This is a genomic window from Longimycelium tulufanense, assembly GCF_014645795.1.
Lineage (GTDB): Bacteria > Actinomycetota > Actinomycetes > Mycobacteriales > Pseudonocardiaceae > Longimycelium > Longimycelium tulufanense.
In genome coordinates, this window is record NZ_BMMK01000033.1 from 1 (window position 1) to 23596 (window position 23596).

Below are 23596 nucleotides of genomic sequence, written 5' to 3' on the forward strand. Positions count from 1 at the left end.
ACATAGCGTCCCAAGGTTGATGCCTCCCTCTGGCTGAGCTTGCTCGCCCCGCTCCAGTTGCCAGCATTACTCAACTGCAATGTACTGGCAACTGCGCCCGGATGTGATCCATCCCCTGGTTTGACCGGACTCCCGAGCTGGGGCAGCATCGTGCGGCGCAACCCGCGTCGGGTGGGGGAAGTCCGGTCGAAGTCCGGCGCTGACCCGCAACGGTGGGCCGCATTCCGCAGGGCGGAGGCGGCGAGCCCGATTACCCACCCGGCGTGAGTGGCTCCGGCCCCGGCAGGGGCCAGCCGTCGAGGTCCGCGGCCGGGAGCCCCAGGTGCCGCCGGTGTCCGGTCCCACCCCGCGCCGGCGCGGCCCCCGGGCGTGGCCGCGGGCCGCACACCGGAAGGGCACCATGGGCACCACGAGGACCACCGTCCGTTGGGCCGGCCTGCTGCTGGCCGCGCTCCTCAGCGCCGGTTGCGGCGCGGACACCGGTGAGCGACCACGCAGTGCAGACAGCGGGGTGCAGGTCACCAACTGTGACCGCCCGCAGTCCTTCCCGGAGTCACCTCGGCGCGTGGTGAGCATGAACCAGCACGCCACCGAGATGCTGCTCACGCTCGGCCTCGGCGACCGGATGGTGGGCACCGCCTACCCGGACAGCGACGACGTTCCGCCGCAGCTCGCGGACAGCTACCGCAAGATCCCGAAGCTGTCGGACAGGTACCCGACTTTCGAACAGGTTCTCGCCGCCGAACCCGACCTCGTGGTCGGCGGCTACGCCAGTGCCTTCGCCGAGAAGGAGGGTCGCGGCCGAAAGGCCCTGGAGGACAGGGGAATCCGGACCCTTTTGCTGACGGAGAACTGCACCGAGCGCACCACCTTCGACACGGTCGCCGAAGACCTACGCATGTTCGGCCGCGTGTTCGGTGTCCCGAATCGTGCCGAGAAGGTCGTTTCCGGGATGAAGGCCCGCCTCGACGCCGTCCGGGCGAAGCTGAAGGACGTCGAGCCGGTGCCGGTCTTCTTCTATGACAGCGGGAAGAAGTCCGCTTTCACCGTCGGCGGACGTGGACTCGGCAACGAGATCGCGGCAATGGCCGGTGGTCGTAACGTCTTCGCCGACAACGACCGGGTTTTCGGCGACGCCAGCTGGGAACAGGTGGCCGAACGGGCTCCTCGCGCCGTCGTGATCATCGACTACCTCGGCAGCGGCCAGGTGGACACCAAGCGGGAGTACCTGCGTGATCACCCCCTTGCCGGCGCGACCCCCGGTGTCTCCGAGGGAAGGTTCATTGTGCTGGCCCTGCCGGACATCATCGAGGGGATCCGGATGCCCGACGCTGTCGAGCGCCTGGCAAGGGCACTCCACCCAGAGGTCGCCTGGTGACGCGGGCCGCCGTGCGCCCGCCGGCCACGGCACGCGGCCAGGACCGACGCCGGCTTCCACTGCCTGTTGTGCTTTCGGGACTGTCGGTAGCGCTCGTGGTGGTGGCGAGTGTCGCCGTGTCGGTCGGCTCGGTGTGGCTTCCGCTCGACCAGGTTTGGAAGATCATCGTCGACCACGTGTTCCCAGGCGTCGTGCAACGGGACTGGACGCCGGTGCGGGCGGCGATCGTGTGGGACTCCCGGCTGCCACGGGTGGTGATGGCCGCGGTGGTGGGAGCCGCGCTCGCCCTGTCCGGCGCGGTCGCCCAGGCCGTCACCCGGAACCCGCTCGCCGACCCCTATCTGCTCGGCGTCTCCAGCGGGGGCGGCCTGGCCCTGGTCGTGGTCACCGTGCTCGGCATCGGAAGCGGGCTGCTCGGCTACGTGACGACCCCGGTCGCCGCGTTTCTCGGTGGCCTGGCCGCCCTGCTGGTCGTTCTCACGATCGGGAGCCGGTCCGGTTCGGTGACCACACTGCTCCTCGCGGGCATCGCGGTCGCCCAGATCTGTTCGGCGCTCACCTCGTTGATCATCTTCCTGCACAGCCGGGGTGAGGCCGCGAAACAGATACTGCACTGGCTCGCCGGCGGGATGGGCGATGCCCGGTGGGATGTCCTGGCAGTTCCGTCGGTTGTCCTGCTCGTCACCGGGGCGCTCGCGCTCGGTGCGGCACGCTGGCTCAATCTCCTGCACGCCGGGGACGACACCGCGGCCGCACTCGGAATCAGCCCCGCCCGCGTTCGCTGGTACGGGCTCGTCGGCGTTTCCCTCGTGGCGGGCGCCTCCGTTGCCGTGGCCGGTGGAATCGGGTTCGTCGGGTTGCTGGTGCCCCATGCGGCCGCGTTCCTCGTTGGTTCGGACCTGCGGCGGCTGCTGCCCACAGCTGCCCTGCTCGGTGCGGTGTTCCTCGTCCTGGCGGATCTACTTGGCCGAATCTGGTCCAGCGCGGGGGAACTTCCGGCAGGTGTGGTGACCGCCCTGGTGGGTGGGCCCGCCTTCGCGATCCTGTTGGCACGCCAGGGACGGAAATGGACATGAGGGTCGAACTTCGTTCCGTAGGTGTTGAGCTGGGCGGCTGTGCTGTCGTCGACGGTGTCGACCTCGAGGTGCGCCCCGGCGAGGTTGTCGGGCTCGTGGGGCCCAACGGCAGCGGTAAGACCACGCTCCTGCGCACGCTCTACCGGGCGCTTGCGCCCACGACCGGCACCGTCTTGGTCGAGGGTCATCCCGTGGCGAGCCTGCCTCGTCGCCGGCTCGCCCAGCGTCTTGGCGCGACCGTGCAGGAACCGGAGCAGCGGGCCGCACTGCGCGTGATCGACGTGGTCGAGCAGGGCCGGGTGTGTCACCAGGGCTGGCTGGAGCCGCTGCGGGCCGAGGATCGGGTGGCGGTGGCAGCCGCCATCGCCGCGACCGGCCTCGATGAGTTCCGGGAGCGGGACGTGCGCACCCTGTCCGGTGGCGAGCGGCAACGTGTTGCCATCGCGCGGGCACTCGCCCAGCAGCCCCGGATCCTCGTCCTCGACGAACCCACGAACCACCTGGACCTGCGGCACCAGCTCGCGATCCTGGACCTGACGGCCCGCCTGGCGGCCGACGGGCTGGCGGTCCTGCTCACGCTGCACGACCTGCGACTGGCGGTGCGGTACTGCGACCGGCTCGCCGTGCTGTCCGCCGGTCGCCTGGTCGCGGCCGGCGAACCCACCGAGGTTCTGGACACCGAGCTGCTGGCCGAGGTGTTCGGGGTACGGGCGGAAATCCGTCCGAATGCGGACGGGGAACCGGTTCTCGACGTTCTGGGGCTGGCATGAGGGAGACGGATCCGCGCGAAAGGGCAGCTGTCAACACCGATCTTCTCCTCGTCGATCAGGGTCCGGGCGTGCGCGTGGGTGTGCCACCCCAGCACGCGATCCCCTGCCTGGAACTGGAGCGAAGCGTTGACCGGGTGCGTGAGCTGATCGACGCCGAGTTCACCGCCAGCCGGCACCGGGTGCGCGCCGCCGCAGTGCGAACGACCCTGTCCGTGCACGCTCTACGGATCTGCCGCGTCACCGTCGTCCCCTGGGCTCTGCACGGCGTCCTGGCCGCTCCGGCCGGATGCGCCGTCACCGTCGACGGGCACGGCGGCGAACTGTGTGTCGACCCGGACATGATCATCCCGGTGAACCGGAATGACTTCGGTGCGGCACGGATGGTGCGCCGTGTTTTGGAGGGCCACCTCGGGGCGGTGGCCGAGCGGATGTCGGGCGAACCGGGCACCGCGCGCCGCGCCATGGAGGGACAGATCGGGTTCGGTGTGGGGTCGGCGATGGCTCGGGCGAGCCGCGCCGGGGCACCGTTTGGGCCGCTGCTCGCCGGGTATCGCCGGCTCGTCGAGCACGCTCCCTGGCTTGGCGCGACCGGCTCCCTCCACGTTGTCGAGGGTCGGTTGGAGTTCCGGCGCACGTGCTGTTGCCTCTGGTGGACCGCGCCCGACGAGGAGGAGTGCACCACCTGTCCGCGCCGCCGTCGGTAGTCCTGACTAGCCCACCGTTCCGCTGGTCAACGGCAAGGATTGAAGGCGAACGGGGAGTCGACCACTCTGCGACAAGGTTGTGCCGGGTGCCGAGTGTTACCGCTGGGCGATGAGCAGCCGCTGGCGCGGACGCGGTCCTCTCTCATTGGCGAGTCCGCACGTGGCGAATGCGGCCCCGCCTTGTATCGCACCAGTTGCCGCCGGCATGCCGTCTGATGCGAGGAAGATCACTTGTCGCCGCCTGCGCTTGCCCGGGGGCACGAGTGTGGCACGGGCTACCGCCAATCGATACATCATGTGGTGAAATAGTGACCGCTTGTAGTCGATAACGGCGGTTTCCTCACGGTAAAGTACTCCGTCAAGGTGGCCGCGTACGGCGGCGAGGTTGGGCATCAGGGCTTCAGGAGGCGACGGCACGCGTGACTTCTGCGCCGCTCGAGTTGGCGGTGTGTTTCGAACATGGTCGTTCCGCCACTTGTGCGGATATCGGTTGCGGCGGTCGTGATCTGGTTGCTGTCGGAGTGTGTGAAACATCACGACCCGGCTTGCTTCGTCCGGGTTCACCGCTGCTTATGAGCCTTGCTTGAGAAGGAGCCTTGATGAACAGTGTCGAACTGTCGACGGTGCTGCCGCGCGCCCGGAGACATCGGCAACTCGCACGGCTGTGCTCCACGATCGCCGCGAAATCGTGTTCGATCGTGTCGTTCGATGTCTTCGACACCATCCTGTGGCGACGGGTACCGGAACCCACCGACCTGTTCACGGTGCTGGGCGCCCGCCTACGACAGTCGGGCCACTGCGCGACCTGGGTGGACGAGGCTGCGTTCCGTGCCATGCGGATCGAGGCGGAACAGGCCGCCAGGCGTGCGTGTGGGCCGGATTCGAGTGAGGTCTCCCTCCTCGACATATGGCGGAAGATGCCGTTGTCGTTGTTCGGCGGCGCGTCCGAGGAAGAGCTCGTCCGGGCCGAGATTGACCTCGAACGTGAGTTCACCGTGGTTGATCCGGACATCGCCGACGTGATCGAGCTCGTGCGGGAGAACGACATCCCGATCGTTCTCGTTTCTGACACTTACTTCACCGAGGATCAGCTTTCCTACCTGCTCGACCGGCCAGAACTCGAGGCCTTGCGGGATGCTCGGGTGTTCCGCTCCCACGAACACGGTCGGGATAAGGCCTCCGGGCTGTGGCGAATCGTTCTCCGCGAGCTGGGATGCAGTCCCAGCCAGATTGTGCATATCGGTGACAACGAGGTCGCCGACGGCCGCGTCCCGGGCAAGATGGGTGTGCGCACGGTGCGCTACCAGCGCATCGACGAGGATCTGGACCGAGTTCTGAGACGCGAGCGAGACTACACGGGCCCCGTGTGCGGGTCACTCGTGATGGGAGTCGACCCTGTCGAGGGTGACTTCGGCTTCACCAGTCTCCGGGCGAAGACGGTGCAGGCGCGTCCGGCCGCCCCGAGCGCTGCCATAGACACGGCGTGGCGGTACGGCGCGGCTGTCCTCGGACCGGTGTTGACGGGCTTTGCCGAGTGGGTCGCGAAGAAGGCGTGCGATACGGGAACTCGGGTCGTATGGTGCCCCATGCGGGAAGGCGAGCTGCTCTCCGAACTCGTCAACAACGCCGCTCTCGCCCGTGGACGGAAGGTCGAGGCCAAGCCGCTATGGCTGTCGCGGCACGTCGTCTCGGTTGCCGCTTTCGCTTCCTTCGACCCCGATACGGTCCGTGAGTTCGTCCGACGCAGCTACGAGCTGACGGTACGGCAGCTCTTGTCGACCTTGGGCATGAGACCGGGTGATGTCCCCTCCCTGGTAAACCGGCTCGACGACATCATCGACAACCACGAGATCGCCTCCCAGGTCACCCGCGCCCTGACCGAGTACCCGCACCTGGAGCGCCGTCTGTCGGCGACGACCGCTGCGGCACGCGAACGGCTCCTACGAGCCCTGCGTGACAGTGGTGCCCTTGACCACCCTGAGCTCACCATGGTCGACCTGGGTTGGGGTGGCACGATCCAGTACTACCTCGCCAAGGTGCTTCGCCTCGCAGGCGTGGACGTTGTTCCCTCGGGTCTCTACCTGGCGACGAACGAGCGCTCCCTGCGGCTGTACCAGGATGGGCTGCGGATAGAGGGCTATTTAGGGCAAGCAGGGTGCCCCGAGGACGTCGTGACCGCCCTGAGCCGTAGTCCTGAAGTGGTGGAGCAGTGCGTGAACGCACTGTGTGGTTCGTTGCTCGACTTCGACGATGACGGGAAGCCTTTATTGGGCCCATGCGTCGGCGGTTTCGACCAAAACGCCCAACGACGTGCGACGCAGGAAGGCATTCTGGCCTTCCAGGAGCAATGGCACCGGTACGTCACCCGTGCCCAGGGGAACTGGCCCGACCTGACGGGCACCGCACGGCACCAGCTTGGCCGGATCATGACGGCTGCCCTGAAGATGCCGACCGCCGCCGAAGCTGGGCTCTTCAGCACCTGGCAGCACGAGGACAACTTCGGTTCCGCCTCGGTAACGGGCCTTCTCCCGGAGGACCTGTTGTCGGCGGTCCCCTACCTGTCCCCGAACGACCTTGATGACCTCCATATGCGGGACGCCTTCTGGCCGGCGTTGTTGGCGTCGGCGGACCCCGCACTCTCCGCGGGGGTGCGGGCCCGTGCTGCAGGCCATATCGAGTCGACGGTGTTCGAACCGTCCGGTGAACCGTTCCACACCCACCTGAGATTTCGTACCGGCGACGACAGGTGGCATGACGGACCGCGGCAGCGGGTGCGGATCAACCACAACGGACTGTCATTTGCTCGCCTGAACGTCGAGGCGGCCGACATCACCGACGTTTCCCTAGCGATTCCCGGCCGTCCCGCCCTGGTCCGGATCGACTGGATCGAGGCCGCTGTCCTCGCGGGTGGGAGCCCGGAGTACCAGCTTCTTCGTTGGGACGAGCCGAAGGACTTCGCCGGCCTGGTCTTCGCGGACTGTCGGTGGTTGGGCGACAACTTCGTCGAGTTCGACTTCCCGTACTCGGCGATGTGGCTGCCGTTGGCCGTGCGAGCCGGGGCCCCGGTCACCTCGACACGGGTCACGATCGCCTTCGCCATGTTGCCCCGGTCAACCTCCCAGTTGGAGCGACGGTTGCCCCCGGCGCCGCGAGTCGCGCGGCTTTCAGGCAGGATGCGTGAAGAGTTGAAGGCTCGAGGTGTTCGTGGGGTGGCGGTGGGCGCGGCTCGGGTCCTTCAGCGACAGCTGCTGGGGAGGAGTGATCGGTGAACTTCGACGTCGACCCTGTCGACACCCGACACGACCCACACGCACAGGCCCGGGCCGCACGCCAGAGTCCGCTGCTGTTGCATTCGATGACTCTCTTCAGAGAGATCTTTGAAGTCGTGTTCGCACGCAAAAACATTTCCACGGTTGTCGAGGTCGGGGTGGAGTCGGGCCAAGCCAGCTCGATGTACCTCGAGCTCGGCGCCGTGGAGGTCTACTGTGTCGATCCCGTTCCCAGCGACGAACTTCGCACCCAACTCGATCAGTTCGATGCGTTGCATCTCGTCGAGAAGCTCTCCCCCGATGTGCTGGCCGAGCTGCCACCGGCGGACCTCTACGTACTCGACGGCGACCACAACTACTCGGTCGTGCGGCGGGAGTTCGAGTGGATCGTCCGGAATGTACCTGATGCGGTGGTCGCCTTCCACGATCTCCTGTGGCCTTGCGGTCGTCGCGATCTGTACTACGAGCCCTCTCCACTTCCGCTTGCAGAACGGTATCCATCGAGCACGGACGGGCCGACCGTCTGGCACGATGAGCTGACGCCGGCGGGCTTCGTCGGTGCTGGCGCCTTCACCACGGCGGAGAAGGCGGGCGGTGAGCGCAACGGTGTACTCACGGCGGTGGAGGATGTTCTGGCGGAGTCGGGAGATCCCGGCTGGTGCCTGGAGTTGGTTCCCGCCGTGTTCGGGATGGGTGTGGCGTTTCGCCGTGATCAGGTGTTCGCCGGGTCCCTTCGCCGAGCACTCGCCCCCTACACCAACACACGCCTCCTCGCGGCAATGGAGAACAATCGCATCGCCCTGTACACACGGGTGCTGCAGATGCAGTACGACGCTGAGAGACAGACCGACGAGATCAACAGGCTGGTGGCAGAGAATTCCGAGCTTCGTCAGCAGATCGAGCGGAACAAGACGGCCGCGGATCCGCAGATCGCTCGCCTATCCGCCGAACTGCGGGTACTCCGGCAGGAGAACCAACGTCTCGCACGGGCGGTCGCCAACCGCCCATTCACCAGACCATCGTTCGGGCCCTCCCTGCTGGAAGCGGTGCGGATGCTTGGCCGACCGCGACGGAAGTAGTGCTATGACGTGGGACATCGGGCGCACCGGTCCGTAGAGTCCAAGAAATATTGCCTTCGAAAGTGCTCCCCTCCGCGGGGCGGAGGGGAGCAGCAACATTCCTTTTGTGGCCGACGCATGCCGGGTGACGGCTAGAGGTGTACCGCGACGGCTCCATCATGAGGTGCACCTCAGCTGGTGCCTTCGGCGGTGTCCGCAATAGCTTCTGGAAATCCGGTTGCACACGGACTGGGGCGGGCGCATCGTACGCAGCGATGTCCGTCTTGAACGCGCGTGATGTCACGGTGTCGTTCGGTCCGCGGACCGTGTTGAGTGGAGTTGATCTGAATGTTCCTGCTGGTGAACGCATCGGCCTGATCGCGCCGAACGGTGTCGGCAAGTCGACCCTGCTCCGGGTGCTCGCCGGCGAGCTGCCGCCGGAAGAGGGCCGGGTTGTGCGCCGCCCGGCGACCGCCATCGTCGCCCATCTGACCCAGGAGACCGAACTGGTTCCTGGCGAGTCGTTGCGCGACCACCTGGCCCGACGCACGGGTGTCGCCGCGGCCGACGAGGAGTTCCAGAGCGCGGCCGCGGAGCTGGCGCACAACCCAAAGACAGCCGACCGATACGCCGCCGCGCTCGAGCACTGGACCGCGGTGGGGGCGGGCGACTTCGACGAGCGTGCAGCCGCGCTGTCGGAGCGCCTCGGCCTGCACGCGGACCTGCTCGACGGCCGTGGCGCCGGGGAGTTGTCCGGCGGGCAGGCAGCCCGCCTGCGCCTGGCCGCGGTGCTGTTGTTGCGCGCGGACGCGATCCTGCTGGACGAGCCGACCAACGACCTCGACGACGTCGGCCTGGAACTGCTCGAACAGCACATCCTGGGCAGCCGCGCGGGCATGGTGCTCGTCAGTCACGACCGCGAGTTCCTCGCCCGCACCACGACCGCCATCGCCGAACTGGACGAGTTCTCCCACGAGATCACGGTCTTCCGTGGCGGGTGGGACGCCTATCTCGCGGAGAGGGCGGCCGCCGAACGGCACGCACACGAGGAGTACGAGGCATACGCGGCGAAACGGGACGCACTGGTTGAGCGAGCACGCCGGGTACGCGAGTGGTCCCGGGCCGGCGCACGCCGGGCCCAGCGCTCGGAGGAGACCGACAAGTTCATCCGTTTCGGCCACAAGCAGGGCGCGCAGAACCTCGCCGCGCGGGCCGCGGGTGTCGACCGGGCGCTGGAACGCCTCGAGGAGGTGGCCGAACCCCGCAAGCCCTGGCAACTCCAGCTCAAGCTGCCGAGTGCGGGCCGTGGCAGCGACATCGTGTTCACCCTGCGTGAGGCGGTGTTCGAACGCGGTGACGTCAGGATGGGGCCTGTCGACCTGACGATCGGCGCGGGGGAGCGGTGGCGCCTCGTCGGTCCCAACGGATCGGGAAAGTCCACTGTGGTCGGCGCGCTGCTGGGTCGTGTGCCACTGCTGGCGGGGGAGCGCTCGGTCGGGCCGAACGTCGTGGTCGGGGAGGTCGACCAGCTGCGGGTCGCGTTCGACACGGAGGCGTCGGCGCTCCAGGTGGTGGTAGAGCAGGCGGGCCTGCCCGACGAGGAGGCCCGCACCCTGCTCGCCAAGTTCCGGGTGGGCGCGGACGTGGTCCTACGGCCGGCGCGGGAGCTGTCCCCGGGGGAACGGACCCGGGCCGGCCTGGCCGTGCTGCAGGCCAGGGGAACGACCTGCCTGGTGTTGGACGAACCCACCAACCACCTCGACCTACCCGCGATCGAGCAGTTGGAGCAGGCCCTGGACGGATACCCGGGAACGGTCATGCTGGTGACGCACGACCGCCGGCTGGCCGGGGCGGTACGCGTAGACCATGAGTTGGACGTGCGAACACTGCACGCGAGGTGACGGGCGAAGCGAGCATCGCCAGGTGGTGACAAGGTGCGCAGCGAAGCCCGGAGCCGAGCAGTCGAACACAGTGGTGACGGGCGAAGCGAGCATCGCCAGGTGGTGACAAGGTGCGCAGCGAAGCCCGGAGCCGAGCAGTCGAACACAGGCCCGCGGTGACGGGCGCGCTCGGACGTTGGGTGTCCTTGAGCGCGCCCGCACCGCATCCCACCTGGCAAGCGCCCACCGCCGGACCCGGTGCCAAGAGAAGTTCGGGATGTTCTCCGGGGCTGTGCGCGAGGCGCCACAGCCCAACCCCAAGATCCCCGCCGCGGGCGAAGCCCGCGCCCGGAGGGGGTCCGGGGGCGTGTCCCCCGGGTGGGGTGTGGGGGCTCCGCCTCCACAAAACACTACGGAGAGACCCCGGCTCGCCGTCAGCGCGAGCACACTTCACCTGATCTCGGAGTGGTCGGCTCCGGGGGAAGTCGGAGCCGACCACGGCCAACCCGATCTTTTGGTTACCGGTCGTGGACGGGACCGGTGGGAAGCACGGCCAGGAACGCCGCGACGGGCACCGTGGCGGCCGCGAAGCGGCGGAGCGCGGAACGGGACACGGGTGTCTCCTCTCCCCGGCGTGCCTCACCGGAAGGGTTGGGGGCACTACTGGATGGAGCGGACGCTGCCGGCGAACCAGCGCCCCGCGCGGTTGAGGCTCAACGTGACGGGGCCCGTTGCGCCGTGCAGGGCTCCATTGCCACCTCGCGACCGCCGTTTCGCCAACAGCGTCCTGGATGGAGAGGTGCGCACCTTCCACTTCGGGATTCGGTAGCGGTGGGTCCAATGTTAGCCACCCACATTCCCCAATTGCTGCTCCATGTGAGTGAAAAGCGGGATTGCGAACAAAGTTCGCGAGAATTGTTCGGAAAGTGTTGGCTGTCAAGGGAAAGCGCCTGGCGTCGAAACCGGAACGCGGCGACGGAGGTGCTGGCCGGTGCCTGCGTCTGGCAGGAGCCTGGAATGGGGCAGCGGCCCTGGGGAGGATCGCTTCCCGCGCTGAGAATGTATTGACGAAGTGCGCCCTGACGGGCGGCAGCCCACTGATCATGGTCCGTGGCGGGCGGACCGGGCCACTGACCGCAGAGACCGAGCAATCAACGTTTCAGCCCGGGCTTTCCCCGCGCCCCTGCGGAAGTGGCCTGCGTCGGCGCGGTGCCCACCACATACACCGCGCCGACGCGAGGCTCCTATCCACCCACCGGCCAGTTGTGGACCGGCTCGCCGGCATGCATCAGCTCCACGTACCGCTGCAGCATGCCGGCCAGTGCGGCGTCCCGGTCCAGGCCCTGTTGCTCCAGCAACGCCACCGTTTCCCGCTGCCAGATGGCACCTGTGCGCCGGGCGACGCACCGTTGCTCGATGACGCCGAGATAGCGCTCCCGCGCGGCGTCGGAGACCTCGCAGGAGCGCAGGCCCTCGTGCGCCATCGGCAGCAACCGACGCAACACCAGCTCGTCCGGTGGAACCCACCCGATCCCCGGCCAGTAGAACTGGGCGTCGAAACCGTGTTTCGCCGCCGAGTACAGGTTCTCCTCGGCGGCCTGGAACGACATCTGCGTCCAGAGTGGACGCTCCTGGCTACACAGCGCCCGCTGCACCCCGTAGAAGAAGGCGGCGTTGGCGAGTGTGTCGACCACGGTCGGCCCCGCCGGCAGCACCCGGTTCTCCACCCGCAGGTGCGGAACCCCGTCGACGATGTCGTAAACCGGCCGGTTCCACCGCCAGATCGTGCCGTTGTGCAGCCGCAGCTCGGACAGCTGCGGTGCCCGCCCCGCGGCCAGTGCCTCCACCGGGTCCTCGGACTCCGTCTCCGGCAGCAGCGCGGGGAAGTACCGCGCGTTCTCCTCGAACAGGTCGAAGATCGAGGTGATCCAGCGCTCGCCGAACCACACCCTGGGCCGCACGCCCTGGTTCTTCAGCTCCTCGGGCCGGGTGTCGGTCGCCTGCTCGAAGGTGGGGATGCGCGACTCGTGCCACAGCGCCCGCCCGAGCAGGAACGGCGAGTTGGCGGCCAGCGCGACCTGCACACCGGCCAGGCACTGCGCGGCGTTCCAGTGCGCGGCGAAGTCCTTCGGCGCTACCTGAAGATGCAGCTGCACCGAGGTACACGACGACTCCGGCAGGATGGAGTCCGCGTAGCAGTGCACCCGCTCGACGGGCCCGCCCGGCATCGGCACGCCCTCGATGTCGAGCACCATCTCCTCGCCGCGCGCCTCGAAGATCTGCTTGTTGAGCACCGAGTACCGCGGGTTCACCGACAGCCAGTGCGGGTCGAAGTGCTCGTGCCGCAACGTGGGCAGCATCCCGATCATCACCAGGCCGGCGCCCACGTCCTGCGCCTTGGCGTTGGCGGAGTTCAGCGCCTCCCGCAGCTCCCGCTCCAACTGCAACGCCTCGTCACCGGCCAGCGGGCGCGGCGGCACGTTGATCTCGATGTTGTGCTGGCCCAGCTCGGTCTGGAAGCACGGGTCGGCGATCTTCTCCAACACCACGGTGTTGGCCATGGCCGGACGCAGGTTCTCGTCCACCAGGTTCAGCTCGATCTCGAGCCCCATCTGCTGCTTGGGAAAGTGGAAGCTGTCTCCGTCGAGCATCCGCGCCAGCGCGTCCAGGCACCGCTGCACCTTCTCCCGGTACCGCTGCCGTTCCTCCCGCGAGAAGGTTCGGTCGCTGACGTCCCTACCCATCCCGTCTCCCCTTCGGTCGCCCGGCGAGCCAGTCGGTGGCGGGGATGGCTCACCGTGACACAGAGGTAACCCGCTCGCTAGCGTCCGAACCGGTGCTCTGCGTTACAGCCAGTTAACTCAGCGCAACTTGGCGCTGGTCATCACGCCGCCGTGGGACGACCGGATGCTCCCGGATGGTGGGACGGTGCGACACTCTCCCCGTGGCGAACCTGATCGACGTCACCGATCCGGGTGATGAGCGGCTGGCCGACTTCCGCGACCTGTCCCGCGCCGACCGCCGCCCGGACCGCCCCGGCGGCCGCGGCCTGGTGATCGCCGAGGGCGTCGTCGTGGCGCGCCGGCTGCTCGCCTCGCCCTACCCGGTGCGTGCCCTGCTGGGCGTGCGCCGCCGGTTCGACGAGCTGGCCGAGGACCTGGCCGGCCTGGAAGTCCCGGCCTACGTCACGAGTGCCGAGGTGATGGCCGAGGTGGTCGGCTTCCACCTCAACCGGGGCGTGCTCGCCGCCGCCGACCGCGCCCCCATGCCCGGCGCGGCCGAACTCGCCGACAGATCGCGTTGCCTGGCCGTGCTCGAGGGCGTTGGCGACCACGAGAACCTGGGCGCGATGTTCCGCAACGCGGCCGCCCTCGGTGTCGAGGGCATCCTGCTCGGCGCGGGCTGCGCAGACCCGCTCTACCGGCGCAGCGTGCGAGTCTCGATGGGACACGTGCTGCGGTTGCCCTTCGCCGAGCTCCGGCCGTGGCCGGGCGGGCTGGACCTGTTGCGCGAGCACGGGTTCCGCGTCGTCGCGTTGACGCCGCGCGCCGACTCGGTTCCGTTGCGTGACGCCCGCCTCGACCATGGCCGGGTGGCGTTGCTGCTGGGGTCGGAGGGACCCGGGTTGACCGAGGGGGCGATCGCGGCGGCGGACGGTGCGGTGCGGATCCCGATGGCCGAGGGGGTCGACTCGCTCAACGTGGCGACCGCCGCGGCGATCGCGTTCCACGCTGCCGCGCGACCCTGATCGATCCACATGCGATCAACGGGCGACCTACCCTCATAGCCGTGGAACTGCGCGCACAGGGGGGACGTGCCGTGCTCGTCGGCGAGCGGGACGGTACGCACACCGAGGTCGACCCGGACTCGCTTCCGTTGCCCGCCGGGCTGGCCGCGGCCCTGCACGAGTGGGCGCAGGTGGTCGCGGCCGTGCGGTGCGACGACCGCAACCACCGGCCCGGCGGGGTGACCTGCGAGCTGGTGTCCCGCCGGGGTCGGCAGCTGGCGGGTCGGCTGGCCGCGGCCGTTGGTGCGCCCGTACGGTACGCGGACCCGGTGCGCGGCGAGCTGGAACAGGTGGAGGCCCCGCGGTCGGTGTCCGAAACGGCCGTCGCGACCGAACCGACCCCGTGGGCCACCGGGTTGACCGTGACCTTGGTCACCGGGGTGATCGTGACCTGCTCCGCGGTCGTGCTGTCCCTCGGGCTCGCCGACGCGGCCTGGTGGCTGGCGGTTCTTGCCAACCTGGTGATCGCCGGTGGTCTCGCCCCGTCGGTGTGGATAGCCCGGCACACCCCGGTCTGGCGCTGGCTGGCCTACGGTGTGATGGCCGGCATCGGCACCGCCTGGTTCGGCCTGCTGCTCCGGCTGCTCTTCTGACGCCACCGGTCGGTTTCGCCCGGAAACGCGGGTGGCCACGGCGGCCAGCGGTGCGGGCCCCGGTGCTGTCCCAGCGAACGGCCCACGATGTCGCTTCCCGACCGGGTTACGAGGCCGTTGCTACACCAGGGAATCCCGCCACGCGTGGTGGAGGGCCGCGAACCGTCCCCGCCCGGCGATGAGTTCGGCCGGCGGGCCGTCCTCCACGATGCGACCCTGGTCGACCACCAGCACCCGGTCGGCGATCAGCACCGTCGACAGCCGGTGCGCGATGATCAGCGCCGTCCGGTCGGCCAGCACCGTCTCCAGGGCCGCCTGCACCGCACGCTCTGTCGGGATGTCCAAACTGGACGTTGCCTCGTCGAGCACCAGCACCGCCGGGTCCGCAAGCAGCGCGCGGGCGAACGACACGAGCTGCCGCTGCCCCGCCGAAAGCCGGCCACCCCGCTTACGGACGTCGGTGTCGTACCCCTCCGGCAACCGGGAGACGAACTCGTGCGCACCCACCGCAGCCGCGGCGGCCTCCACCTCAACCCGGGAGGCCCCCGGCCGTCCCAGCGCGATGTTGTCCGCGACCGTGCCCTCGAACAGGAACGACTCCTGGGTCACCATCACGACCGCCCGCCGCAGGTCCGCTTCCGAGAGCTTCCGCAGGTCGACCCCATCAAGGGCGACCTTCCCCGAGCTGGGGTCGTAGAAACGGGCGAACAGCTTGGCCAGTGTCGACTTGCCGGCACCGGTCGCGCCCACCAGGGCCACCGTCTGGCCCGCCGGCACGTGCAGGTCGAACCGCGGCAGCACCACCGGCCCGTCGGCGGAGTAGCGGAACTCCACGTCGGAGCACGCCAGCTCGCCCCGCGCGTCGGGTAGCGGCGTGGGCCGCGCCGGCTCCGCCACGGTGGGTTCCTCCTGCAACACCCCGGAGATCTTCTCCAGGGCCGCCGCGGCCGCCGCGTAGGAGTTCAGGAACATAGACAGCTCGTCGAGGGGGTCGTAGAACTTGCGCAGGTAGAGCAGGAACGCCGCGAGCACGCCGAGTTCCAGGTCGCCGTGCGCCACCAGCCAGCCGCCGTACGCGAGCACCACGGCCATCGACACGTTCCCGACCAGCCGCACGCCGGCCGTGTAGTGCGCGACCAGCCGGATGGAGTGCCGGTTGGCGTCCCGGTACGCCTCGTTCAGCCCCGCCATGATCCGCTCGTTGCGGCTCTCCCGGCGGAACGCCTGTACGGCGCGCATCCCGTTCATGGTCTCGGTGAACTGGACGATGACCCGGGCGATGGTCGTTCGCGTACGGCGGTAGGTCACCTGCGAGCGCCGCCGGAACCAGCGGGTCAGCAGGAAGAGCGGTACGAAACCGGCCAGCACGACCAGAGCGAGCCGCAGGTCGAGCCAGAGCAGCAACACCGCCACCCCGCCCACGGTCAGCAGTGCCGACAGCACGCCGTCCAGGCCCATCTCCAGCAGGTCGTCCAACGACTCCAGGTCGCTGGTGAGCCGGGAGATGAGCCGGCCGGAGGTGTACTTCTCGTGGAAGGAAAGGGAGAGGCGCTGCGCGTGCCGGAACACCCGCTGCCGCAGGTCGAACAGCACGTCCTGGCCGATCCGCCCGGACAGTCGCAGGAACGCGAACCGCAACACGCCGGAAACCAGCCCGCTGGCGGCGTAGCCGGCGACATACCACGCCAGCGGTGCCGGATCCCCACCGAGCGCGGCCGGGACACCGCTGTCGATCGCACCCGCGATCAGCAGCGGCCCGGCCAGCTGCGCGACGTTCTCCGCAAGGACGATCAGCAGCGCGAGCACTGCGGCCGACGCGTGCGGCCGCAACAGCGAACCGAGCAGCCGTCGGGAACGCGCCTGCAGCTTGGCGCTGACCGCGTGCTCGACTTCCTCCTGGTCCTCCAGCGCAACACCGCGCCACGACTCCTCCTGCGGCGGAGCTGCTTTCCGTTGCGGTTCCTGGGTGGTGACGACCTGGGTCATCACGCCATCACCTCCTCAGGGGTGTCCATAGTGGACAGAAGATGCCGGTATTCGGCGTTGTCCCGCAACAGTTCGTGATGCTCGCCGATGGCAGCGATCCGACCCTCGGACAGCAGCGCCACCCGGTCGGCGAGCGCTACGGTGCTCGGCCGGTGCGCCACGACCAACGCCGTCACACCCGACAGCACGCGGCGCAACGCCGCCTCCACCTCGGCCTCGGTGTGCACGTCCAGCGCCGACAACGGGTCGTCCAACACCAGCACCGCCGGCCGTCCGACCACCGCCCTCGCCAACGCAAGCCGCTGGCGCTGCCCACCGGACAGCGACAGGCCCTGCTCACCGATCCGGGTCGACAACCCCCACGGCAACGCGTCGACGAACTCCTCGGCGTGCGCCACCCGCAGCGCCGCCCGCACTTCGTCGTCGCTGACGTCGATCCCGCCTAACGCCACGTTCTCCCGCACACTCGCCGAGAACAGCAGCGGTTCCTCGAAGGCGGTGGCCACCACGCGTCGCAGGTCGGCCAGGGCCAGGTCCCGCACATCCACCCCGTCGACAAGCAGCCGGCCACCGGTCACGTCGTCGAGCCGGGGCACCAAGGTGGTCAGGGTCGTCTTGCCGGATCCGGTCGTGCCGACCAGCGCCACTGTCTCGCCCGGCCGGATCTCCAGATCCAGCCCGCGAAGCACCTCGGAGTCCGAGCCCGGGTAGGCGAATCGCACGTCCTCGAAGCGGACGTGTCCCCGGGCGGGTTCCGGCAGCGGCCGCGGCCGCGGCGGGTCGACCACCGTCGGCCGCGCGTCACGGACCTCCCAGTACCGCTCGCAGGCAGCCGCCGCGGTGTTGGCGTCGGCCAGCAGCCAGCCGATCGAGTCGATGGGCCACCGCAGGTAGGCGGCGATGGCGACCGCGGCGACCAGGGTGCCCACCGTCATCGTGCCGTTGGCGATGGCATAGCCACCGAGGGCGAGCTGGGCGGCCAGCGTCAGCTCGGGAAGTACGATGATCGCCGTCCAGATCGCCGCCAGCAGCCGCACCTTCCGCAGTTCCAGGCCACGCAGGACCCGGGCCTGCTCGCTGAACCTGCGGGCCAGGTGTGGACCCCGGCCGAACGCCTTGAGGACGCGGATCCCCAGCACCGACTCCTCGACCGTGGTCGCGACATCGCCCGACTGGTCCTGGGCGGCGCGGGCCGCCGCCCGGTACCTGACCTCGTAGAGCAACGCCAGCAGCACGAGCGGGACGGACATCACGGCGAGCACGGCACCCAGTGGCGGCGCCAGCCAGAACAGCAGTCCCAGCCCCGCCAGTACCAGCAGGGAGTTGACGACCAGGAAGGTCATCGAGAACGCGACGAACCGGCGGATCGTGCTCAGGTCGGTCACCGCACGCGACAGCAGCTGCCCGGACTGCCAGCGGTCGTGGAACCCGACGGACAGCCGCTGCAGGTGCGCGTACAGGTCGTGCCGCATCCGCTTCTCGACCCCGGTGGTCGCGCCGGCCAGCAGCCGGCGCCGAACCCAGAACAGCCCCGCCTCCAGAACCCCCAGCGCGAGCACACCGAGCACCAGCAGCGGAAGCGTGGACAGGTCCCGCTCAGCCAACGGCCCATCGATGATGCGCTGCACCACCAGCGGGACGCTCAACCCGGCGAGCTGCGCGATCAAGGCACTCAGTCCGGCGCCGACGATGACTGCCCGGACCGGGCGGAGGTAGGGACCGAGCCGCCACAGCGTGGCCAGCGTCGACTCCCGGTGGACAGTGCTGGGTTCGCCGGACTCCGACAGCATCGATCTCCCCCTGACCGGACCTCTGACGACGTTACGGAGCCCGCGCCCGCGCAAGCATCCGGTTTTTTCTTCCCGCGCGCCACCGCGAGGTGACGGGCGAAGCGAGCATCGCCGCGGCGGCAAGGTGCGCAGCGAAGCCCGGAACCGGCCGTCCAACACCGTGCGACCCAACCCTCGTACCTCGAGCGCGATCGAGGTCAAGACGGGTCCCTAACCCCTTCGAGTGAGGCAGGTCGGGCGGGTACCCGGCATCATCGGCGGCGTGGAACGTCCGCAGGCCACGCACTTCTTCCGGGCCGAGCCGACCATGGCCTTCCCGCACGGCCGGCTGCTCGCGGTCCGGGCGGGGCGGCTGCTCGTGCTCGCCACCGACGGCTGGGTGGCGCTGGGCCGGTACCTGCCGGCCGCCGCCGCGCCACTGACCCGCGAGCAGGCCGAGCAGTGGTGTCACACCGAGGAGGTCGCCACCGCCTGGCTGGACGCCGTGCCCGATCCGACCGCCGTCTGACGGGCACGCCACCGCCGTGCCCCGTTGACGGGGGCGGGCCGGAAACGCGTCATGCCCGGCGCGCCGACGCCGGGCCCGGAATGATCCGGAGGGTCAACCCCGTTGTGTTCGCACGCCGAGCAGGACGTCCTCCCATGAGGGGACGATCGGATGATTTTTCCGGCCCCGCCGGCCGTTGCCCTGCTCGGGACGTTTTCCCTGCTCAGGATCGGTGCTCTGGGGGGCCTCCTGCCGATCGGTGGCAGGCTCGGCCGGCTGCTCGCTGGCCTCGGGCGGATCCCCCACCGCCGGCATCCGCGGCACCGTCGGGCTCGCGGCGCTCCCGCCGTCGGGGGCCTGCTGCCCGGCCGCTCGCTCGCTCTCCTCCAGCTCCAGTGCCTGCCGGGCCAACCGTGTCACCGGCCGGACCGTTCGCAGCTGCCGGCCTGGTGAAGGGTCGACGAGGTCGGCCGCGTGCTCGTCGAGCGCGGTCACGGTGCCGCCGTGCGCACCCGGGTGGTAGACCCAGTGCGCCCGGTTGTCCGAGCGGCCCGCGGTCCACCGCAGCTGCACGACCCACCGGCCGTCCTCCCCACGCCAGGAGTCCCACGCCGTCTGCGCGTAGTCCTGGCCGCGTAGGCCGAACGCGTGCGCCACGACCTCGCCCAGCGTCTGCACGTCCGGGCCGTCCTCGCGGACCGGGTGCGCGCGCTGGGCGAGCTCGGCGGTACGGGACCGCTCCAGCAGCACCGGGTAGGCGAAGCGCTCCACCCTCGCCACCGGCACCCCCGCGGCCGCCGCCACCTGCTCCACCGACTCACCGGCCCGGATCCGGGCCTGGATCTCACGTGGGCGCATCGGGCTCTCCGTCTCGATCTGGATCTGGCCCAGCCGGGTGACGTCCCCGCGGGCCGCGGCGCGTAGCCGCTCGTCCGCGGGCAGGGTGAACCGCTCGCCGCACGCGGGGTCCTCGAGGATGACACTCCTGCCGTCCTCGTCGAGCCCGACCACGCGCAGCGCTCGCATCACGGCCTCCCCAACTACTTCACCTCGCCGGTCCGACGGTAGGCCGGCGCGCCGCCTTGACGAGGAAGGCGCGCCGGGACTCACCGCGATCCGATCGCGACACGGGCGTGATCTTGCCCGCTCGGTACCCGGGTTGCCAATGCGAGAACTACTCAATCACCGGGGAGGTAACCCACTCAGCCCAATCGTTGGACCACCCAGTCGACGCAGGCGGTCAGCGCGCTGACGTCCGCCGGCTCCACCGCCGGGAACATGCCCACCCGCAGCTGGTTGCGGCCCAGCTTGCGGTAGGGCTCCACGTCGACCAGGCCGTTCGCCCGCAGCACCTTGGCCACCGCGGCCGCGTCCACCGACTCGGCGAAGTCGACGGTGCCCACCACCTGGGAGCGCTTCGCCTCCTCGGCCACGAACGGCGTGGCGAACTCGCTGGCCTCCGCCCAGGTGTAGAGCCGGGACGCGGAGTCGGCGGTGCGCCGCACGCACCACTCGAGCCCGCCGTTGCCCAGCATCCACTCAATCTGGTCGGCGAGCAGGAACAACGTCGCCACGGCCGGCGTGTTGTAGGTCTGGTTCTTGACCGAGTTGTCCAGTGCCGTGGTCAGGGACAGGAACTCCGGCACCCAGCGGTCGGACCGGCCGATCTCGGCCACCCGGTCCAGCGCGGCCGGGCTCAACAACGCGATCCACAGTCCGCCGTCGGAGGCGAAGCACTTCTGTGGCGCGAAGTAGTACACGTCGAAGTCCTCGGCCCGCACCGGCAACCCACCGGCGCCCGAGGTCGCGTCCACCGCCACCAGCGCGTCCCCGGCCCCCTCCGGCCGTCGCACCGGCACCATCACACCCGTCGAGGTCTCGTTGTGCGCCCAGGCCAGCAGGTCGCAACCCTCCTGCGCGACCGGCTCGGGCGCGTCACCCGGCTCGGCCTTGACGACCACCGGGTCGGACAGGAACGGCGCGCCCGCGGTGACCTTGGCGAACTTCGCGGAGAACTCGCCGTAGGACAGGTGCAGCGCGCGGTCGCGCACCAGGCCGAACGCCGCGGCGTCCCAGAACGCCGTGGTCCCACCGTTTCCGAGCACGACCTCGTACCCCTCGGGCAGCGAGAACAGCTCGCGCAGGCCCGCCCGCACCCGGCCGACCAGGGACTTCACCGGCTGCTGCCGGTGCGAGGTACCCATCAGCGCCGCACCCTCGCCGGCCAGCCGCGCCAGCTGCTCGGGGCGCACCTTGGACGGTCCGCACCCGAACCGGCCGTCGGCGGGCCTGAGGTCGGCGGGAATCTGCAGCGTCGTGGCGTCGGCCGTCTGCGTCATGCGGCGCCTCCGGGCGGTCGTAGGAGGGTGATCATCCTGGCCGGCGCCGTTGCCGGGTGTCCAGTGTGGCAGTTGGGTGTCCGCGCCATGACGACCGGGTGTCGGCCACCACAGCACCGACCCCGGCTACCCGCCCGGCGTCAGGTCACCGCCACGACCGGCGAGCCGCAGCACCTCTTGTACTTGCGGCCGGAGCCGCACCAGCACGGCTCGTTGCGACCGGGCGGCCAGGACGTCGCGCGCCCCCGCCTCGCCAGGTCGGCAGCGTAGTGCGCGCGGGTCCTCCGCTCCTGCGGATCCAGGTCGTTCGCGGTCACGAACTCGGCGAAGTCCTCAACATCTCCGGTGGCGACCATCAGGGTGCCGGCCGCCTCCCGCAACGCGTTCTCCACCTCGCGCCGGTGCTCGGCGTGCGGGTCGGCCACGCGCGCGAAGTCGGGATAGGAGTCCGGCCAGCGGCGCAGCACCTCGGTGAGCTGCTCGGGCGGCCAGTACAGGACCGCGACCGGACCCACCGGCTGCATCGGGACCTCCTCGTCCTCCCCGGGGAGCGCCTCGACCTCGTGCAACCGCGCCACCAGCTCCTCCTGGGCGAGCACGGCCACGCCGTCCCAGTCGTCCGGCGGCTGGCCCAGCGCGTCCCGCAGCTGGTGCCGGGTCACCAGCAGGTCGAGCAGTACCAGGTCGTCCAGCACGTCCTCGGCGTCCGGGTCCGGCAGTGCGCCGTAGCTGCGGGTGAGCCCGGCATTGACCCAGCGCAGTGCCGCGTGCAGCTCGCCGGTCTCCTCCAGTACCTCGGCGGCCAGCTGGTACGGCTCGGGCTCGGTGGGGCGGCCGGCCCACAGCTCGGCCAGCTGCGCCCGGGCGTCCTCGGCGCGCCCAATGTCGAACAGGAACCCGGCGTAGAGCGCGCGGGCCTCGGCCGGCCCGTCCGTGTCGACCACCCGCCGGTACAGTTCGTCGGCACGGTAGGGGTCGCCGGCGAGATGCCACTCCCCGGCGGCCTCCAGCAGTAGTTCGGCCCGTTCCTCGGGGCTCGACTCGGCCTCCTGCTCGCACGCCCGTGCCCGCGTCACGTGCTCGGAGGCGGTGACCGCCGTCATAGTCACCACGTTAGTCCCGTGCCGGCCCCGTCGCCGTGACCCGAGCGCCCGCGTCGCCCCCGGGCCGCGACCCGGGCCAGCCACCGCCCGCCGTCGTCAGCCCGGCCGATCAGGCGCTGCCGCCCCGCTGCGCGGGCGGTGCTACCGGGCCGGCAGCGCGGATCAGCTGTGGCTGATCTCGTCCCAGCCCGGGACCTCCTGCGGGTGCCGCGGTCCGGGCCCCACGTACTGGGCGGACGGGCGGACCAGCCGGCCCGTGCGCTTCTGCTCCAGGACGTGCGCGCACCAGCCCGCGGTGCGGGCACAGGTGAACATCGCGGGCATCATGTGCGGCGGCACCTCGGCGAAGTCCAGGATCGCCGCCGCCCAGAACTCGACGTTGGTCTCGATGGCCCGGTCCGGCCGGCGCTCCCGCAGCTCGGTCAGGGCGGCCTGCTCGAGTGCGTGCGCCACTTCGTACCGGGCGGCACCCAGCTCCTTGCAGGTGCGGCGGAGCACCCGCGCCCGCGGGTCCTCGGCCCGGTACACCCGGTGCCCGAAGCCCATCAGGCGGCTGCCGGAGTCGAGGATGTCGCGCACCACCTTGCGCGCGTCACCGACCCGCTCCACCTCCTCGATCATCGGCAGCACCCGGGCCGGCGCACCACCGTGCAGCGGGCCGGACATGGCGCCGATCGCGCCGGACAGGCACGCGGCCACGTCAGCACCGGTGGAGGCGATGACGCGTGCGGTGAAGGTGGAGGCGTTCATGCCGTGCTCGGCGGCGGAGACCCAGTAGGCGTCGATCGCCTTCACGTGCTTGGGGTCGGGCTCGCCACGCCACCGCGTCATGAAGCGCTCGGTGATGGTGCGGCACTCGTCGATCCGGGCCTGCGGCACCGCCGGGCTGCCGATGCCGCGCGCCGACTGCGCCACGTACGACAGCGCCATGACCGCGGCGCGCGCCAGCTGTTCGCGGGCGGTCTCGTCGGTGATGTCCAGCAGCGGCTGGTAGCCCCAGATCGGGGCCAGCATGGCCAGCGCCGCCTGCACGTCCACCCGTACGTCACCGGTGTGCACCGGGATGGGGAACGGCTCGGCGGGGGGCAGGCCGGGGCCAAACCTCCCGTCGACCAGCAGCGCCCAGACGTTACCGAACGTGACCTTTCCGGCCAGGTCCTCGATGTCCACGCCGCGGTAGCGCAGCGCTCCGCCGTCCCGGTCCGGTTCGGCGATCTCGGTCTGGAAGGCGACCACGCCCTCCAGGCCCTGCCGGAACTCCTGCTGCACGGCGTTGTGCGTCACGACGCTCCCCTTACCCGACTTGATCGTTGCCGCAACCTTGCACCCGTTTAGCGGTTCCGGCAATCGTCCGTACCGGACTTTTCCCGCCTGGA

Annotated in this window: 17 protein-coding genes; 10 read left to right on the plus strand and 7 right to left on the minus strand. The window is 70.0% G+C overall.

Features of this window, described 5'->3' with window-relative positions; genetic code table 11:
* Positions 1–331 precede the first annotated feature (331 nt).
* The 7 genes from IEY55_RS25220 to IEY55_RS25250 all read left to right on the plus strand — a co-directional run bounded on the left by IEY55_RS25220 (position 332) and on the right by IEY55_RS25250 (position 10156).
* On the plus strand, positions 332–1378 hold the full coding sequence (locus IEY55_RS25220) for an ABC transporter substrate-binding protein (protein WP_229686746.1): 1047 nt from the start codon (positions 332–334) through the stop codon (positions 1376–1378).
* Entirely contained in the window at positions 1375–2454 is a 1080-nt protein-coding gene (locus tag IEY55_RS25225; protein WP_229686747.1) for a FecCD family ABC transporter permease, read from the plus strand. Before IEY55_RS25220 ends, IEY55_RS25225 begins: the two co-directional genes overlap by 4 nt.
* Positions 2451–3224 (plus strand): ABC transporter ATP-binding protein, encoded by a 774-nt coding sequence (locus IEY55_RS25230; protein WP_189061035.1) that lies wholly within the window; start codon positions 2451–2453, stop codon positions 3222–3224. The genes IEY55_RS25225 and IEY55_RS25230 overlap by 4 nt, the downstream gene beginning before the upstream one ends.
* A 68-nt stretch (positions 3225–3292) precedes the next feature.
* Complete coding sequence (locus IEY55_RS25235; RefSeq protein WP_189061036.1) at positions 3293–3928, plus strand: hypothetical protein; 636 nt, start codon at positions 3293–3295, stop codon at positions 3926–3928.
* Positions 3929–4527: 599 nt separating this feature from the next.
* On the plus strand, positions 4528–7197 hold the full coding sequence (locus IEY55_RS25240) for an HAD family hydrolase (protein WP_189061037.1): 2670 nt from the start codon (positions 4528–4530) through the stop codon (positions 7195–7197).
* Positions 7194–8276, plus strand: a complete 1083-nt coding sequence (locus IEY55_RS25245; RefSeq protein ID WP_229686748.1) for a class I SAM-dependent methyltransferase — start codon at positions 7194–7196, stop codon at positions 8274–8276. Before IEY55_RS25240 ends, IEY55_RS25245 begins: the two co-directional genes overlap by 4 nt.
* 254 nt (positions 8277–8530) lie before the next feature.
* A complete protein-coding gene (locus IEY55_RS25250; RefSeq protein WP_189061038.1) occupies positions 8531–10156 on the plus strand; it encodes an ABC-F family ATP-binding cassette domain-containing protein in 1626 nt (541 codons plus the stop codon).
* Positions 10157–11379: 1223 nt separating this feature from the next.
* Here the strand turns inward: IEY55_RS25250 and IEY55_RS25255 are convergent.
* A complete protein-coding gene (locus IEY55_RS25255) occupies positions 11380–12879 on the minus strand; it encodes a glutamate-cysteine ligase family protein (RefSeq protein WP_189061039.1) in 1500 nt (499 codons plus the stop codon).
* Between the two features lie 173 nt (positions 12880–13052).
* Here IEY55_RS25255 and IEY55_RS25260 point away from each other — a divergent pair, with 173 nt between their 5' ends.
* Together IEY55_RS25260 and IEY55_RS25265 are read left to right on the plus strand one after the other, a co-directional pair.
* On the plus strand, positions 13053–13883 hold the full coding sequence (locus IEY55_RS25260; protein ID WP_373290057.1) for a TrmH family RNA methyltransferase: 831 nt from the start codon (positions 13053–13055) through the stop codon (positions 13881–13883).
* 41 nt (positions 13884–13924) lie between these two features.
* A complete protein-coding gene (locus tag IEY55_RS25265) occupies positions 13925–14515 on the plus strand; it encodes a DUF2537 domain-containing protein (protein ID WP_189061041.1) in 591 nt (196 codons plus the stop codon).
* 120 nt (positions 14516–14635) lie between these two features.
* On the opposite strand, the gene IEY55_RS25270 is transcribed toward IEY55_RS25265, so the two are convergent.
* Together IEY55_RS25270 and IEY55_RS25275 are read right to left on the minus strand one after the other, a co-directional pair.
* Positions 14636–16501, minus strand: coding sequence for an ABC transporter ATP-binding protein (locus IEY55_RS25270; protein ID WP_189061042.1), 1866 nt, complete (start codon positions 16499–16501; stop codon positions 14636–14638).
* Positions 16501–18291 carry an ABC transporter ATP-binding protein gene (locus IEY55_RS25275; RefSeq protein WP_189061043.1) on the minus strand — a complete coding sequence of 597 codons (1791 nt, stop codon included), beginning with the start codon at positions 18289–18291 and terminating at the stop codon, positions 16501–16503. Before IEY55_RS25275 ends, IEY55_RS25270 begins: the two co-directional genes overlap by 1 nt.
* 223 nt (positions 18292–18514) lie before the next feature.
* Between IEY55_RS25275 and IEY55_RS25280 the strand changes: the two genes are divergently transcribed.
* Positions 18515–18799: a hypothetical protein gene (locus IEY55_RS25280; protein WP_229686749.1), complete on the plus strand. Its 285-nt coding sequence runs from the start codon at positions 18515–18517 to the stop codon at positions 18797–18799.
* Positions 18800–18892: 93 nt separating this feature from the next.
* Here IEY55_RS25280 and sepH read toward each other — a convergent pair whose 3' ends face one another.
* From sepH to IEY55_RS25300, 4 genes are all read right to left on the minus strand, one after another.
* Positions 18893–19804 (minus strand): septation protein SepH, encoded by a 912-nt coding sequence (gene sepH, locus IEY55_RS25285; RefSeq protein ID WP_189061044.1) that lies wholly within the window; start codon positions 19802–19804, stop codon positions 18893–18895.
* Positions 19805–19980: 176 nt separating this feature from the next.
* Positions 19981–21117, minus strand: a complete 1137-nt coding sequence (gene serC, locus IEY55_RS25290; protein WP_189061045.1) for a phosphoserine transaminase — start codon at positions 21115–21117, stop codon at positions 19981–19983.
* A 140-nt stretch (positions 21118–21257) separates the two neighbouring features.
* Positions 21258–22220 carry an SEC-C metal-binding domain-containing protein gene (locus IEY55_RS25295; RefSeq protein WP_189061046.1) on the minus strand — a complete coding sequence of 321 codons (963 nt, stop codon included), beginning with the start codon at positions 22218–22220 and terminating at the stop codon, positions 21258–21260.
* A gap of 162 nt (positions 22221–22382) precedes the next feature.
* Positions 22383–23504 carry a citrate synthase 2 gene (locus IEY55_RS25300; RefSeq protein ID WP_229686750.1) on the minus strand — a complete coding sequence of 374 codons (1122 nt, stop codon included), beginning with the start codon at positions 23502–23504 and terminating at the stop codon, positions 22383–22385.
* Positions 23505–23596 lie beyond the last annotated feature (92 nt).